This window comes from Pseudoduganella violaceinigra DSM 15887 (genome assembly GCF_000425385.1).
Taxonomy (GTDB): domain Bacteria; phylum Pseudomonadota; class Gammaproteobacteria; order Burkholderiales; family Burkholderiaceae_D; genus Rugamonas; species Rugamonas violaceinigra.
Map to the genome: position 1 here is coordinate 231,096 of NZ_AUDI01000009.1, position 14,115 is coordinate 245,210.

General features: G+C 62.4%; 14 protein-coding genes. 1 reads left to right on the plus strand and 13 read right to left on the minus strand.

The genetic code is table 11. The annotated features are described in order from the left end of the window. Positions 1-34: 34 nt before the first annotated feature. The 9 genes from nudB to ubiE form a co-directional block, all read right to left on the minus strand. Entirely contained in the window at positions 35-478 is a 444-nt protein-coding gene (gene nudB / locus H597_RS0107350; RefSeq protein ID WP_028101559.1) for a dihydroneopterin triphosphate diphosphatase, read from the minus strand. A 106-nt stretch (positions 479-584) separates the two neighbouring features. After that, entirely contained in the window at positions 585-2,384 is a 1,800-nt protein-coding gene (aspS, locus tag H597_RS0107355) for an aspartate--tRNA ligase (RefSeq protein ID WP_028101560.1), read from the minus strand. Between the two features lie 23 nt (positions 2,385-2,407). Continuing rightward, on the minus strand, positions 2,408-2,998 hold the full coding sequence (locus H597_RS0107360; RefSeq protein ID WP_028101561.1) for a DUF502 domain-containing protein: 591 nt from the start codon (positions 2,996-2,998) through the stop codon (positions 2,408-2,410). Between the two features lie 22 nt (positions 2,999-3,020). Then, on the minus strand, positions 3,021-3,302 hold the full coding sequence (locus H597_RS0107365) for an FmdB family zinc ribbon protein (protein ID WP_028101562.1): 282 nt from the start codon (positions 3,300-3,302) through the stop codon (positions 3,021-3,023). Between the two features lie 33 nt (positions 3,303-3,335). Then, positions 3,336-3,989, minus strand: a complete 654-nt coding sequence (locus H597_RS0107370) for a methyltransferase (RefSeq protein ID WP_028101563.1) — start codon at positions 3,987-3,989, stop codon at positions 3,336-3,338. Further along, entirely contained in the window at positions 3,973-5,532 is a 1,560-nt protein-coding gene (gene ubiB, locus H597_RS0107375; RefSeq protein WP_028101564.1) for a ubiquinone biosynthesis regulatory protein kinase UbiB, read from the minus strand. Before ubiB ends, H597_RS0107370 begins: the two co-directional genes overlap by 17 nt. Next, positions 5,529-6,134: a ubiquinone biosynthesis accessory factor UbiJ gene (locus H597_RS0107380; RefSeq protein WP_051293608.1), complete on the minus strand. Its 606-nt coding sequence runs from the start codon at positions 6,132-6,134 to the stop codon at positions 5,529-5,531. Before H597_RS0107380 ends, ubiB begins: the two co-directional genes overlap by 4 nt. Before the next feature lie 83 nt (positions 6,135-6,217). After that, positions 6,218-7,138, minus strand: coding sequence for a Tim44 domain-containing protein (locus tag H597_RS0107385; RefSeq protein ID WP_028101566.1), 921 nt, complete (start codon positions 7,136-7,138; stop codon positions 6,218-6,220). An 11-nt stretch (positions 7,139-7,149) separates the two neighbouring features. After that, positions 7,150-7,884 carry a bifunctional demethylmenaquinone methyltransferase/2-methoxy-6-polyprenyl-1,4-benzoquinol methylase UbiE gene (gene ubiE / locus H597_RS0107390; protein ID WP_028101567.1) on the minus strand — a complete coding sequence of 245 codons (735 nt, stop codon included), beginning with the start codon at positions 7,882-7,884 and terminating at the stop codon, positions 7,150-7,152. A gap of 133 nt (positions 7,885-8,017) precedes the next feature. Between ubiE and H597_RS0107395 the strand changes: the two genes are divergently transcribed. Continuing rightward, positions 8,018-8,266, plus strand: a complete 249-nt coding sequence (locus H597_RS0107395) for a hypothetical protein (RefSeq protein ID WP_028101568.1) — start codon at positions 8,018-8,020, stop codon at positions 8,264-8,266. 225 nt (positions 8,267-8,491) lie between these two features. Here H597_RS0107395 and H597_RS0107400 read toward each other — a convergent pair whose 3' ends face one another. The 4 genes from H597_RS0107400 to H597_RS0107415 all read right to left on the minus strand — a co-directional run bounded on the left by H597_RS0107400 (position 8,492) and on the right by H597_RS0107415 (position 14,077). Next, the gene (locus H597_RS0107400; RefSeq protein ID WP_028101569.1) at positions 8,492-8,911 is read right to left on the minus strand and encodes a gamma-butyrobetaine hydroxylase family protein; all 420 of its coding nucleotides are present in this window, start codon (positions 8,909-8,911) and stop codon (positions 8,492-8,494) included. Further along, complete coding sequence (locus H597_RS0107405) at positions 8,908-9,342, minus strand: HIT family protein (protein WP_028101570.1); 435 nt, start codon at positions 9,340-9,342, stop codon at positions 8,908-8,910. The genes H597_RS0107400 and H597_RS0107405 overlap by 4 nt, the downstream gene beginning before the upstream one ends. Further along, the gene (locus tag H597_RS0107410) at positions 9,339-13,346 is read right to left on the minus strand and encodes a DUF3683 domain-containing protein (RefSeq protein WP_028101571.1); all 4,008 of its coding nucleotides are present in this window, start codon (positions 13,344-13,346) and stop codon (positions 9,339-9,341) included. The genes H597_RS0107405 and H597_RS0107410 overlap by 4 nt, the downstream gene beginning before the upstream one ends. Before the next feature lie 236 nt (positions 13,347-13,582). After that, positions 13,583-14,077 (minus strand): YqaA family protein, encoded by a 495-nt coding sequence (locus H597_RS0107415; RefSeq protein WP_028101572.1) that lies wholly within the window; start codon positions 14,075-14,077, stop codon positions 13,583-13,585. Between the last annotated feature and the right edge of the window lie 38 nt (positions 14,078-14,115).

Consider the following 14,115-nt stretch of genomic DNA (forward strand, 5'->3'; position numbering starts at 1 on the left):
ACGCGCGGCCTGCAATTAGCAAGCAAATTGCAAGTTACATGTGCTGTGGCAGTTGCAGGATTGCTTCGGCGTTGGAGGGCGAAAAGCAGCGGTCGGCGGCCTCCAGGTAGGGCAGCCATACGTGGGCCGTGTGCTCGCGCGGGCTGAGCATGACCGGTATATTGCGCGGCACCTGCACGCTGAAAATGTGTTCGAGGTTGTGCGTCACGCCGGGTGCGTAGCGGTGGCGCCAGACCGGGTAGATTTCGTAGATATTCTGCAGGCCCCAGTCGCGCAGCACGATGTCCTGGCCGTCGGCAACGATGCCGGTTTCTTCGAATAGTTCGCGGGTGGCGGTGGTGAGCAGGGCTTCGTCGACGCTGTCTTTCGAGCCGGTGACGGATTGCCAGTAGCCGGGGTTGCCGGCGCGTTCGATCAGCAATACTTCCAGGTCGGCGGTATGGATCACCACCAGGACGGATTCCGGGATCTTGTACATTTTTTAAACCGGTAACCCGGTGCCTGACCCGCAGGGTCGGGCGCCGATATGCCGCGGTCGCGGGCCAAGTGCCAGGCCCTGCGGGCCTGACACTGCCTTGCCGGGTTTAGCCGGCCACTTTCGGCTCGGCCGCACGCAGGCGGATGTGCAGCTCTTTCAGCTGCTTCTCGTCCACGGCCGAAGGAGCCTGGGTCAGCAGGCACTGGGCGCGCTGGGTTTTCGGGAAGGCGATCACGTCGCGGATCGAATCGGACTTGGTCATCAGGGTCACGATACGATCCAGGCCGAAGGCCAGGCCGCCGTGCGGAGGCGCGCCGTATTGCAGCGCGTCCAGCAGGAAGCCGAACTTCAGGCGTGCTTCTTCAGCGTCGATCTTCAGCGCGCGGAACACTTTCGACTGCACTTCTTCGCGGTGGATACGGATCGAACCGCCGCCCAGTTCCCAGCCGTTCAGCACCATGTCGTAGGCCTTGGCGATACATGCGCCTGGATTGGTTTCCAGCATGTCTTCGTGGCCGTCTTTTGGCGCGGTGAACGGGTGGTGGGTCGCGGTCCAGCGGTCGTCTTCCTCGTCGTACTCGAACATCGGGAAGTCGATCACCCACAGCGGCGCCCAGACGTCGTTGAACAGGCCGTTGGCCTTGCCGAACTCGGAGTGGCCGATCTTCACGCGCAGCGCGCCGATCGCGTCGTTGACAACCTTGGCCTTGTCGGCGCCGAAGAAGATCAGGTCGCCGTCCTCGGCACCGGTGCGCTCGATGATCGCGTTCAGGGCTGCATCGTCCAGGGACTTCAGCAGCGGAGACTGCAGGCCTTCGCGGCCCTTGGCCTTCTCGTTGACCTTGATGTAGGCCAGGCCCTTGGCGCCGTAGATGGCGACGAACTGGGTGTAGGCGTCGATTTCCGAACGGGACATGGAGCCGCCCTTCGGTACGCGCATGCCGACCACGCGGCCGTTGGCCATATTGGCGGCGCTGTTGAAGATCTTCGATTCGACGTTTTTCATCACGTCGGTCAGTTCGGTGAACTCCATCTTCACGCGCATGTCCGGCTTGTCCGAACCGTACTTGCCCATGGCTTCGGCGAAGTCCATCACCGGGAATGGGTTTGGCAGGTCCACGTCCATGGTGTTCTTGAACACTTTGCGGATCATGGTCTCGAACAGGTCGCGGATCTCCTGTTCGCTCAGGAACGAGGTTTCGCAGTCGATCTGGGTGAATTCAGGCTGGCGGTCGGCGCGCAAGTCTTCATCGCGGAAGCACTTGGTGATCTGGTAGTAGCGGTCGAAGTTGGCCACCATCAGCAGCTGCTTGAACAGCTGCGGCGACTGCGGCAGGGCGAAGAATTCGCCGGCGTTCACGCGCGATGGCACCAGGTAGTCGCGCGCGCCTTCCGGGGTGGACTTGGTCAGCACCGGGGTTTCGATATCGATGAAGCCCAGGTCGTCCAGGTATTTACGCACTTCCATCGACACCTTATAGCGCAGGCGCAGATTGTTCTGCATCTGGGCGCGGCGCAGGTCCAGCACGCGGTGGGTCAGGCGCGTGGTTTCGGACAGGTTGTCGTCGTCCAGCTGGAACGGCACAGGAACGGAAGCGTTCAGCACTTCCACCTTGGTGGCGATCACTTCGATCTTGCCCGACTTCAGCTTGGCGTTGACGGTTTCGGCCGAACGCTCCTTGACGGTACCGGTGATTTGCAGGCAGTACTCGTTACGCACGGATTCGGCGACTTTGAACATCTCGGCAAAGTCCGGGTCGCAAACCACCTGCACCAGGCCTTCGCGGTCGCGCAGGTCGATGAAGATCAGCTTGCCGTGGTCGCGGCGACGATGCACCCAGCCGCACAGGCTGACGGTTTGGCCAACGAGGGCTTCGGTAACGAGGCCGCAGTATTCGGTACGCATGGAGGACATATTAATTCTCAGTTTCAGGTTAAGTTTTGTTCAGGGACGACAACGCCCATCGACACGATGTACTTCAGTGCAGCGTCGACGCTCATATCGAGCTCGATCACGTCTTTCTTTGGCAGCATCAGGAAATAGCCGGACGTCGGGTTCGGCGTCGTCGGCACATAGACGCTGATGTGCTCTTCATCCAGGTACTTGGCTACTTCAACGGCTGGCGCCCCCGTCAGGAACGCGATGGTGCGCGAGCCGGCATGCGGGTAGGGAATCAGCACGGCTTTGCGGAAGGCATTGCCGGAGTCGGAGAACAGCGTATCCGACACCTGCTTCACGCTGCCATACAGCGAGCTCACCACCGGGATGCGATGCAGCAGCTTTTCCCACTGGCGCACCATGAAGTTGCCGACCAGGTTATTGGTCAGCAAGCCTGTCAGGAACACGGCCAGCACGGTCAAGATGGTGCCCAGCCCCGATGGCCGGTGTTTTTTGTCCAGCCATCTCTCCGGGATCAGCAGCAGGGACTGGTCCATGGTGGAAATCACCAGGTGCAGCACCCATGCCGTGATCGCCAGCGGCACCAGGACCAGCAGCCCGGTTACGAAATATTTGCGCATCGTGTTCCTTGTGCGGAGGCCATCAGGCCTCGCCGGTGGACTTTGCCGGTGCAGGCGCCGGAGCGGCTGCCGCCGGGGCTTCGGTTTTGGACGAGCTGGCAACGCCGGTCGCCGGGGCGCTGCCGCCACGGAAATCGGTGACATACCAGCCGGTACCTTTCAGTTGGAAGCCGGCCGCGGTCAATTGCTTCTTAAAGGTGGACTTGCCGCAGGAAGGGCAGTCCGTGAGCTGCGGATCGGAGATCTTTTGCAGCACATCCTTGGCAAAGCCACATTCCTCGCAGCGGTAAGCGTAGATCGGCATCTATTACTCCGCAAAAAACATCAAAACCCTGAATTATAAAGCTTTTTCCCGGCGCCAGGCCATCCAGCGCTCCTTGCCCTGGAATACCGGGATGGAGTCGCCGGCCGGCTCGTCCCACGCCAGACTGAAGTGAGCGCTCAGTAACTGCTCCAGCTGCGCCCTGTCAGCGCCGAACGGCGGTCCCTTGGGCGCGTCGTCGAAGAAGAAGTAGCCCAGCAACAGGCCGCCCTCCGGCAGCAGTTCCGCCCAGCGCTGCACCACACGCGGCCACATATCGCGCGGCATGGCGCACAGGAAGGCGCGTTCATAGATCAAGTCTAGCGGCTGCGCCGGCGTGTAGCCGAAGAAGTCGGCCTGGACGACATGATCGCGCCAGGCGCCGACCGCTTGTTGCGCCGCAACAACGGCGGCTGGGGAGAAGTCGATGGCGGTGGCGTTCCAGCCCGCTTCGCAGAAGGCTTGCAGTTCGTAGCCGGAGCCGCAGCCGGGGATCAGCGCCGAAAACCGGCAGTCCGTGGCCTCCGCCAAGGCGGGTCTGACCCTTGGGTCGGACCCTGGTTTGCCGGTTTCAAGCCAGCTTGCCAGCTGCGCCGGCACCCCGCCCCGGTCCCAGGGCGTGAACGCGCCCTCGAAGCGCTGGTCCCAGAACTCCGGCGTGCGCGGATTGCGGTTAGAGAACTCGGGCATAGACCTGGTACGCCACCGTGCCGACCACGAAGGCGCCCACAAAGAAGACGAAGAACGTCATCAGGCGGTTGGTATGCCGCTGCTCGGCCAGCAGCCGGGCCAGCAGCTGCCGGGTTTCCACATCGCGCTCGGCCGCCACCGTCAGCGCCTGGTGCGCCAGGCGCGGCAGCTGCGGGAAGATATGCGAATACCTGGGCGCTTCGGCCTTGAGCCGGTCCACCAGGCCGCGCCAGCCCACCTGCTCCGCCATCCAGCGTTCCAGGTAAGGCTTGGCCGTCTTCCACAGGTCCAGCTCCGGGTCCAGCTGGCGGCCCAGGCCCTCGATATTCAGCAGGGTCTTTTGCAGCAGCACCAGCTGCGGCTGCACTTCCACATTGAAGCGGCGCGAGGTCTGGAACAGGCGCAGCAGCACCTGGCCGAACGAAATATCCTTCAGCGGACGATCGAAAATCGGCTCGCAGCAGGCGCGCACCGCCGCCTCCAGCTCGTCCACACGGGTTTCCTTGGGTGCCCAGCCCGATTCGATATGCGCTTCCGCCACGCGTTTATAGTCGCGGCGGAAGAAGGCCAGGAAGTTCTGCGACAGGTAATCCTTGTCGTAGTCGTTCAGCGTGCCGACGATGCCGAAGTCCAGCGCGATATAGCGGCCGAACGACTCCGGCTCGATCGACACCAGGATATTCCCCGGGTGCATATCGGCGTGGAAAAAGCCGTCGCGGAACACTTGCGTAAAGAAAATCTCCACCCCATCAGACGACAGTTTTTTCAGGTCCACGCCGGCCTCGACCAGGCGGTCGATCTGCGACACTGGAATGCCGTGCATGCGCTCCATCACGATCACATTGCTGGAGCAGTAGTCCCAGTACATCTCGGGCACCAGCAGCAGCTTGGACTCGGCGAAATTGCGCCGCAACTGGCTGGCGTTGGCCGCCTCGCGCATCAGGTCCAGCTCGTCGTGCAGGTATTTGTCGAACTCCTGCACCACTTCCTGGATTTTCAGGCGCTTGGAATCGGCCCACACGCGGTTGATGAAGTTGGCCGCGATATGCATCAGCGCCACGTCTTCATCGATCAGTTTCTTCATGCCCGGGCGCAGCACTTTCACGGCCACCTGGGTGCCGTCCTTCAGCGCCGCGAAGTGCACCTGGGCGATGGAGGCCGAGGCCACCGGCACGCGCTCGAAACGCGCGAACAGTTCGTCCGGGTGCGCCCCCAGCGATGCCTCGATCATCTGGATCGCCAGGTCCGAATCGAAGGGCGGCACGCGGTCCTGCAGCTTGGACAGCTCGGAGACGATATCCAGCGGGAACAGGTCGCTGCGGGTCGACAGCACCTGGCCGAACTTGACGAAGATCGGGCCCAGCTCTTCCAGCGCGCGGCGCAGGCGCACGGCGCGCGGCGTGGACAGGTCGCGCCAGAAGAAGAGGATGTCGAGGAATTTGCTGATGCGCGGCTTGTCGAAGCCGGAGATGGCGATTTCGTCCAGCCCGTACTGGACGGAGACGCGGACAATCTTGCACAGCCGAAGGAATTTACGGATCATTTAGCCAGTTTTTGTTCGAGTTTTTCCAGCCGTTTGCTGGCGCGTTCCACATCGTCGCGGAAGCGGGTCACATCGGCCGCGAAGCTTTCCGCCGCCACCGGGCGGATCAGCAGCGGGTTTTCGTCGAGGAAGTACTCCGCGACATTTTCGGCCACCTTGCGCTGGCCGTTGCGGGCGCCCTGCACCATGGCCCTGGCGCCCCGCACCAGGCGCACCGCGGCGATCGGGCCCACCAGTTTTTCCAGGTCGTACTCGGCCTCCCAGCGCAGCGCTTGCGACAGGCGCGAAATGGCGTTGGCAAATTCGGCGTCGCCCTCGATCTGCACGTAGGAAAAGGCGCGTTCGCGGTTTTGCGCGATCAGCGGCAGGTCGCTCAGCTTCATGCGGATCGTCACCGCCGCCGCGTCGCTGCCCGCCGCCTCCACCATGCCGTCCGCGGCCACGCGCAGGCGCAGCACGGCCGGGCTGGCGTCGATGACGGCCACTTTCCCGGCGTGCAGCTTCAATTCGCTGCGCGCCCACGGTTCCTGCGCCAGCAGGTGGTTGATGGTGGCGGCGACCGGCATGCTCAGGCCCGGTAGCTTGGGCGGAAATGGAAACATATTCTTCGTCTTTTCATTCGCAAAAACAAAACCGCCCCGGAAAACCAGGGCGGTCTAGATCTTACCAGTTAAAGCGCGCCAGGTCAGGCCAGCTGCTGGATGCCAGCCAGCATCCAGCCGGTGTTGCCGCTGACCGGTTTGCTCAGGTTCCAGACTTCCTGGAACGATTCGGGCAGCGCGTCGGGCGCAGGCTTCATCTGTCCCCAGAACTTCACGCTGGCCAAATATTCCTTGCCGTCGTTCTCGATGCCCAGCAATTCAGCGTCGATGGTGACCACATCGGTGTACTCGACTTGCGCGCCGCGTTCCTGGATCTGCATGCGCAGCTCGGCGAACATCTCCGGCGTGCTGAAGTTGCGGATATCTTCCACGTCGGCCTTGTCCCAAGCCGCTTGCAGGCGGATGTAGTTGGTCTTGGCCGCACGCAGGAAACCGGGCGTATCGAAATCGGAAGGCACGCCCCACGGGGTATGCGCCGCAGCGGCCGGCGCGGCGGCCGACTGCATTGCCGGTGCCGGCTCAAACGGCGCTGACTGCTGCTGATTCAGTGGAACGCCGTTCATGCCGCTGAATGCCGGCTGGGCCGCTGGCTGCGATTTGCGGCGCAGCATGCTGACAATGAAGAAGATCACGCCGCCGATCAGGGCGATCATCAGGATCGAGCTGATGGCCGACGCCATGGCGCCACCGAGGCCGAAGTGCGACAGCAGTGCGCCCAAGCCAAGACCCAGCAGCGCGCCGCCGAGGAGGCCCTTCCACATGCTCGGCTTCTTCGGTGCCGGCGCAGGCGCCTGCGCGGCAGGAGCCTGGTGCGCGGCGGAAGGCGCCGCGGACGGCGCAGCCGGTGCCGGGGCCGGTGCAGCCTGGCGCGGCATGCGGCTCACGTTCGACGATTGGCGGCCGGACGACTTGCTACCACCCATCGGACGCGCCGACAACTCGCCCATCATGCTGAAAGCGGTCAGTGCGATCATCGCGCTGGCCAGGAACTTCTTCATTTTCATTGAGAGTACACTCACATTTTGATGCCGGTGTGTAAGGCGGCCACACCCGCAGTCAGGTTGTAATACTGCACGCGCTCCAGACCCGCCGCCTGCATCATGGTCTTCAGCGTTTCCTGGTCCGGGTGCATGCGGATGGATTCGGCCAGGTAGCGATAGCTCTCCGCATCGTTGGCCACTTTCTGGCCCATCCACGGCAGCACCGTGAAGGAATAAAAGTCATACGGTTTTTGCAGCAGCTGGTCCACTTTCGAGAACTCCAGCACCAGCAGCTTGCCGCCCGGCTTGAGCACACGGCGCATTTCAGAAAGAGCAACATCCTTGTGCGTCATATTGCGCAGGCCGAACGCCACGCTGACACGGTCAAAGTAGTTGTCCGGGAAGGGCAGCTTCTCCGCGTCGCAAATCAAGGTGGGGGTCACCAGGCCCTTATTCAAGAGACGGTCGCGGCCGACGCGCAGCATCGACTCATTGATGTCGGTCAGCCAGACTTCGCCGGTCGACCCGGCCGCCTTGGCGAACGCCTTGGCCAGGTCGCCGGTACCGCCAGCGATATCGAGCACCTTCATGCCCGGGCGTACCGCCGCGTTAGCAATAGTGAAAGCCTTCCAGATGCGGTGCAGGCCAGCGGACATCAGGTCGTTCATGACGTCGTACTTGGCGGCGACGGAATGGAAGACCTTGGCGACTTCTTTGACTTTATCGTCTTCGTTGACGGTTTTATAACCGAAATGCGTGGTATTGGTCATTTTCAGGGTGCCTTGTAATTGCCGCATTATACATTTGTGGAGTGGCGCACAGATTTTGATGAAGCTTGTCAACCAGAATGCTCAACGAGTCGTTTTAAGGCTCAGACGATTTGTCGCACTTAGGAGATTTCAGATGGAGCTTCAGCAAAAATTGCCCGCGGACATTTTTTTCCCGGATATCGACGAAGCCACCAAGCAGTTCATCGACGCCACCCGCGCCCAGTCGCGCGCCCTGGCCTCCGCTGAGCCGCACCCGATGACTTTTAACGTTGAGGCAATCCGCCGCTTGACTCCAGAAGCCCGCGCCGCCTTCCGCTACATCTGGGAACGCGAGCAGCAGCGCTACGAAGAATTCCAGCGCCGCAAAATGATGGTCAACTGAGACTATTGCCAGGGCGATAACTCGCCGCCCGACTCTTGATATATCCGACCGCAGGCATTCGGGCCCGGCGTAAAGCTGGCCCAATGCCCTGCAACATCGACCTCGACACTCCCCCTCTGCGCCCTGGCCTGGGAAAGTAGGAATCATTACTCGTCCTGCCCGACAATAAATAATTTCGCGACAAGGAGTTCATGCGCCAGCACCCGGAGCGGGACCGGGACTCAGTCAGTGCTGGTGGCCGCAGCCTTGCGCCTTGGCGCTGGCGCCGGGCAGGACGGTTCCGGGTTCGCGCCCAGCGTCGCCCGGGAAGCCGGCCGCTTCCAGGCGCTTCAGGTAGTCCGCCCAGTGGTGCTCCATGCGGGCGCCCAGGTCGTACAGGTATGCCCAGGTATACAGGCCGGAGTTATGGCCATCGTCGAAGGTCGGCTTGACCGCGTAGTTGCCGACCGGCTCGAGATTAGTCATGCCAACCTCGCGTTTGCCCACTTGCAGCACTTCCTGGCCCGGCCCGTGGCCCTTCACTTCCGCCGACGGCGAATACACGCGCAGCAGTTCGAAAGGAATATTGAAGCTCGCGCCATCGTCGAAAGCGATTTCGAGGTAGCGCGATTTGCTGTGGACGGTCAGGCCGGTAGGATTGCTCATTTCAGTTTCTCGATAATCGCCGCCCGCAAGGCCGGCAGCAAAGCCGCACGCGCCGCGATCGCCGCTGCGTCGTGCTCGCGCTGCTTCGCGCCCCAGGTCGGGTTCGGGAAGTGCGCATCGTCAGTGTAGCGCGGGATGACGTGCCAGTGCACGTGCGGCGTCATATTGCCGAAGCTGGCCACATTGATCTTGTGCGGCGCCAGGGTCGCCCGCTGCGCTTCTTCAACCGCCCACACGGTGCGCATGACATGGTCGCGCTCCGCCGGCGCCAGGTCGGTCATCTCGCGCACATGCCCGTGCCATACCACGCGGGTGAAGCCGGGATAGCCCGGCTCGTCCACCAGGATCACCGCCAGGCGCGCATCGCGCCATACCAGCACCTCAGCCGGCGGCGCGGCCAGCAGCTTGCACAGGTCGCAATGCGTCGTCATACCAGCACCCTTTCAATGCCGCCGTCATTGGCGCGCGCCACGTAATCCACCAGCCAGTTGTCGCCCAGCTTGTGCTTGGCGATTTCGATCACGATGTAATCGGCGGTGGTGCCCGAATCGTCGTTGTAGCGCGTCAGCCCCTGCATGCAGGACGGGCAGGAGGTCAGGATCTTGACGTCGCCCTTGAAGCCGTCGGCACGCAGCTTGTCCGCGCCCGCCACCATTTCCTGCTCCTTGCGGAAGCGGACCTGGGTCGAGATATCCGGACGGGCCGCGGCGAAGGTCCCCGACTCGCCGCAGCAGCGGTCGTTCTTCTCGATCTTCACATTGTCCACGGTGGACACCAGAGCGTTCACGGTCTTCAGCGGATCCTGCTGCTTCATCGGCGTATGGCAAGGGTCGTGGTACATGTAGCGGGTCCCTTCCACGCCTTCCAGCTTGACGCCCTTCTCCAGCAGGAACTCGTGGATATCCATGATGCGGCAGCCCGGGAAGATCTTCTCGAACTCGTAGGTCGCCAGCTGGTCGTAGCAGGTGCCGCAGGACACCACCACGGTCTTGATATCCAGGTAGTTCAGCGTATTGGCCATGCGGTGGAAGAGGACGCGGTTGTCCGTCATCATCTTCTCGGCCTTGTCGTATTCGCCCGCGCCGCGCTGCGGATAGCCGCAGCACAGGTAGCCCGGAGGCAGCACGGTCTGCACGCCCACTTCCCACAGCATGGCCTGCGTGGCCAGGCCGACCTGCGAGAACAGTCGCTCCGAACCGCAGCCCGGGAAGTAGAACACCGCCTCGGTATTGGCATTGGTCTTCTTCGGGTCGCGGATGATCGGGATCATCTTGTTGTCTTCGATGTCCAGCAGCGCGCGCGCGGTCTTCTTCGGCAGGTTGCCCGGCATCTTCTTGTTGACGAAGTGGATCACCTGCTCGCGCACGGCCGGCTTGCCGACCGTCGGCGGCGGCGCCTTGGTCTGCTTGCGCGCCACAGCCTTGAACACTTCGTGGCCCAGGCGCTGCGCCTTGTAGCCCCAGCCGATCATGGTCTGGCGCGTGGCCTGGATCGTGGCCGGATCCGATGCGTTCAGGAAGAACATGGCCGCGCGCTTGCCGGGATTGAAGGAGCGCTTGTCCATCTTGCGCAGCAGGTTACGCATATTCATCGACACGTCGCCGAAGTCGATATTCACCGGGCACGGCGTGGCGCACTTGTGGCACACGGTGCAGTGGTCGCTGACATCCTCGAACTCTTCCCAGTGACGGATCGAGATGCCGCGGCGGGTCTGCTCTTCGTACAGGAAGGCTTCGATCAGCGCCGAGGTGGCGAGGATCTTGTCGCGCGGCGAATACAGCAGGTTGGCGCGCGGCACATGGGTCGAGCACACCGGTTTGCACTTGCCGCAGCGCAGGCAGTCTTTCACGCTGTTGGCGATGTCGCCGATATCGCTTTGCTGCATGATCAGCGATTCGTGGCCCATCAGGCCGAAGGATGGCGTGTAGGCGTTCAGCAGGGTCGCTTCCATGCCCGGCAGGTTGAGCAGCTTGCCCTTGTTGAAGCGGCCTTCCGGGTCGACGCGTTTCTTGTACTCGCGGAATTCGCCGATCTCGTCTTCGGTCAGGAATTCCAGCTTGGTGATGCCGATGCCGTGCTCGCCCGAGATCACGCCGTTCAGCGAACGGGCCAGCTTCATGATGCGCGCCACGGCCTTGTGCGCGTCCTGCAGCATTTCGTAGTGGTCCGAGTTGACCGGCAGATTGGTGTGCACATTGCCGTCGCCCGCGTGCATGTGCAGCGCCACGAATACGCGGCCGTGCAGCACGCGCTTGTGGATCGCCTGCGCTTCGTCGAGGATCTGCTTGTAGGCGCCGCCGTTGAAGATCTGGCGCAGCTGGGCGCGGATTTCCTGCTTCCAGCTGATGCGCACGGTGCGGTCCTGCGCCACGTCGAACAGGGTCGCTTGCGGCTGGTGCTGCAGGCGCTCGTCCAGCGCGCCGGCCAGGTGATCCAGGCCCAGTGCCAGCAATTCTCCGCGCGCGTCGGCCAGCGGCTTGTCCAGGTTGGACAGGATAAAGGTCCAGCGCGCACGCACCTGGTCCACCAGGGCCAGCGCCTGCAACTGGCGGTCGCCCAGCATTTCCGCGTAGCCGACCTTGTCGTCGGTGGCATCGTCGCTCTTGCCGATCGGGAGCTTGTCGGCGCCGAGGAATTCGCGCAGTTCTTGCGCCAGCTGCAGCTTGTTCTTGATCGACAGCTCGATGTTGATGCGCTCGATGCCGTCGGTGTACTCGCCCATGCGGTTCAGCGGGATTACCACGTCTTCATTGATTTTGAAGGCGTTGGTGTGCTTTGCAATCGCGGCGGTGCGGGCGCGGTCCAGCCAGAATTTCTTGCGTGCTTCCGGGCTCACAGCCACGAAGCCCTCGCCGACGCGGGTGTTCGCCAGGCGCACCACTTCCGATGCGGCCAGCGCCACGGCATCTTCGTCGTCGCCGACGATATCGCCGAACAGCGCCATCTTCGGCAGCACGCCGCGCTTCGATTTGGTGGCATAGCCGACGGCGCGCAGGTAGCGCTCGTCCAGGTGCTCCAGGCCGGCCAGGCGGATGGTCTTGAACTGTTCGCCCTGCGCCGGCAAGCCGTCCAGATAATCCTTGATCTCCACGATCGACGGGATCGCATCGCGCGCCTGGCCGAAGAACTCGAGGCAGACGGTGCGGGTGAACTTCGGCATCTTGTGCAGGATCCAGCGCGCCGACGTGATCAGACCGTCGGTCCCCTCTTTCTGCACACCCGGCAGGCCGGCCAGGAATTTGTCGGTGACGTCCTTGCCCAGGCCTTCCTTGCGGAACTTGCGGCCTTCGATTTCCAGGATCTCGGTCCTGAACGGTTCGCCTTTCGACTCTCCGCGGCCGTTCGGATGGGTCCATTCCAGCTTGAAGCGCGCCAGCGGCGTGTCGTGGATCTTGGACAGATTGTGCTCCAGGCGCGTGACTTCCAGCCAGTCGCCGTTCGGGTCCACCATGCGCCACGAGGCCAGGTTGTCCAGCGCGGTCCCCCACAGCACGGCCTTCTTGCCGCCCGCATTCATGGCGATATTGCCGCCGATGCAGGAAGCGTGCGCCGACGTAGGGTCGACCGCGAACACGAAGCCCGCCTTTTCGGCCGCTTCGCTGACCTTGTTGGTGATGACGCCCGCTTCCGAATGCACGGTCGCGTACTCGCGCTCCAGGCCCGGCAGCACCTTCATTTCGACGGCGCCCAGCTTGAGCAGCTTTTCGGTGTTGATCACGGCCGACAACGGCGTCAGCGGAATGGCGCCGCCGGTATAGCCGGTGCCGCCGCCGCGCGGGATGATGGTCAGGCCAAGTTCGATACAGCCTTTCACCAGGCCGGCCATTTCATCTTCGCTATCCGGGGTCAGCACCACGAACGGGTATTCAACACGCCAGTCGGTGGCATCGGTCACGTGGCTGATGCGCTTCATGCCGTCGAAGCAGATATTGTGCTTCTCTGTGTATTTGCCCAGGACCTTCAACGTGCGCTTGCGCAGGTCGTAGGTCTGGCGGAATTCTTCGCCGAAGTCGGCCACCGCCTTGCTGGCGGCGCGCAGCAGCTTTTCCACGTTGCCGCTGCGCTTTTGCGTTTCCACATCTGCCGCGTCGACGGTGCTGCGGCGCTTGTCCACTTCCGACAGGCGGTGGTGCAGCGCGTCGATCAGGGCCTGGCGGCGCTTCGGGTTATCCAGCAGATCGTCCTGCAGGTAGGGATTGCGGCGCACCACCCAGATATCGCCCAGCACTTCGTACAGCATGCGTGCGGAGCGACCGGTCTGGCGCGACGCCCGCAATTCATCCAGCAGCACCCAGGATTCTTCGCCCAGCAGGCGGATCACAATTTCGCGATCGGAGAAGGAGGTGTAGTTATAAGGAATTTCCCGCAAGCGGGTGTGGGCGTGACCATCTGGCGATTCGGCGAGCAGTGCCTGGATTTGTGCTGGTGCGTTCATTATGCGTGGACGGGGGGGCTGACGCTAGGACAGAACATTCTATCTTATTGCGGCGCACAAGATGGAAACAGCCTTAGAGGGTGAGCGGGTTCCGTTAACGTCAATCAACAAAACATTATTTCGCCGAAAATAAGGCCAACCGTTGTTAGTTTGCGCGGAAAAGCCTGATCAAACCTGAAATTTTGCAGCACTGCTGCTATGCGGAATCTTTTGATCCCTCTCGCCCTGGGCGGGCATCACCCGCCCAGGGCGTGGGCCAGCGAGCGCCAGAACCCATCCGGTACATACAGCAACATTAACGTCATGCACAGGTAGCGCGCCAGCTTGCCGATTGCCATGTACATGGTGGCCGGCCAGAAGGGCAGCTTGAGCCAGCCGCCCAGCGTGCACAGGGGGTCGCCGATGCCCGGCACCCAGGACAGCAGCATGGTCTTGGCCCCGTGGTGGGCCAGCCAGCCGAACCAGCGGCTGGAGCGTTCCTTGGCAAAGGCGTTCTTGGCGTAGTACCCGAGCCAGTAGTCGACGACCCCGCCCAAGGTATTGCCCAGGGTGGCGACGGCAATGGCCGGCCAGAACAGTTCAGGATTGGCTTTGCAGACGGCGAAGACGGCGGGTTCCGAGCCCAGGGGCAATAGGGTGGCAGAGACGAAACTGATGATAAAGAGCGAGGTCAGTCCCACTTCCGGCGCTGCCAGAAGGTTCAGCAGTCCGTGAATAGCGTTTTCAATCATGACTCAATTATAATCATCCATACCAAGCTTAAAGCACG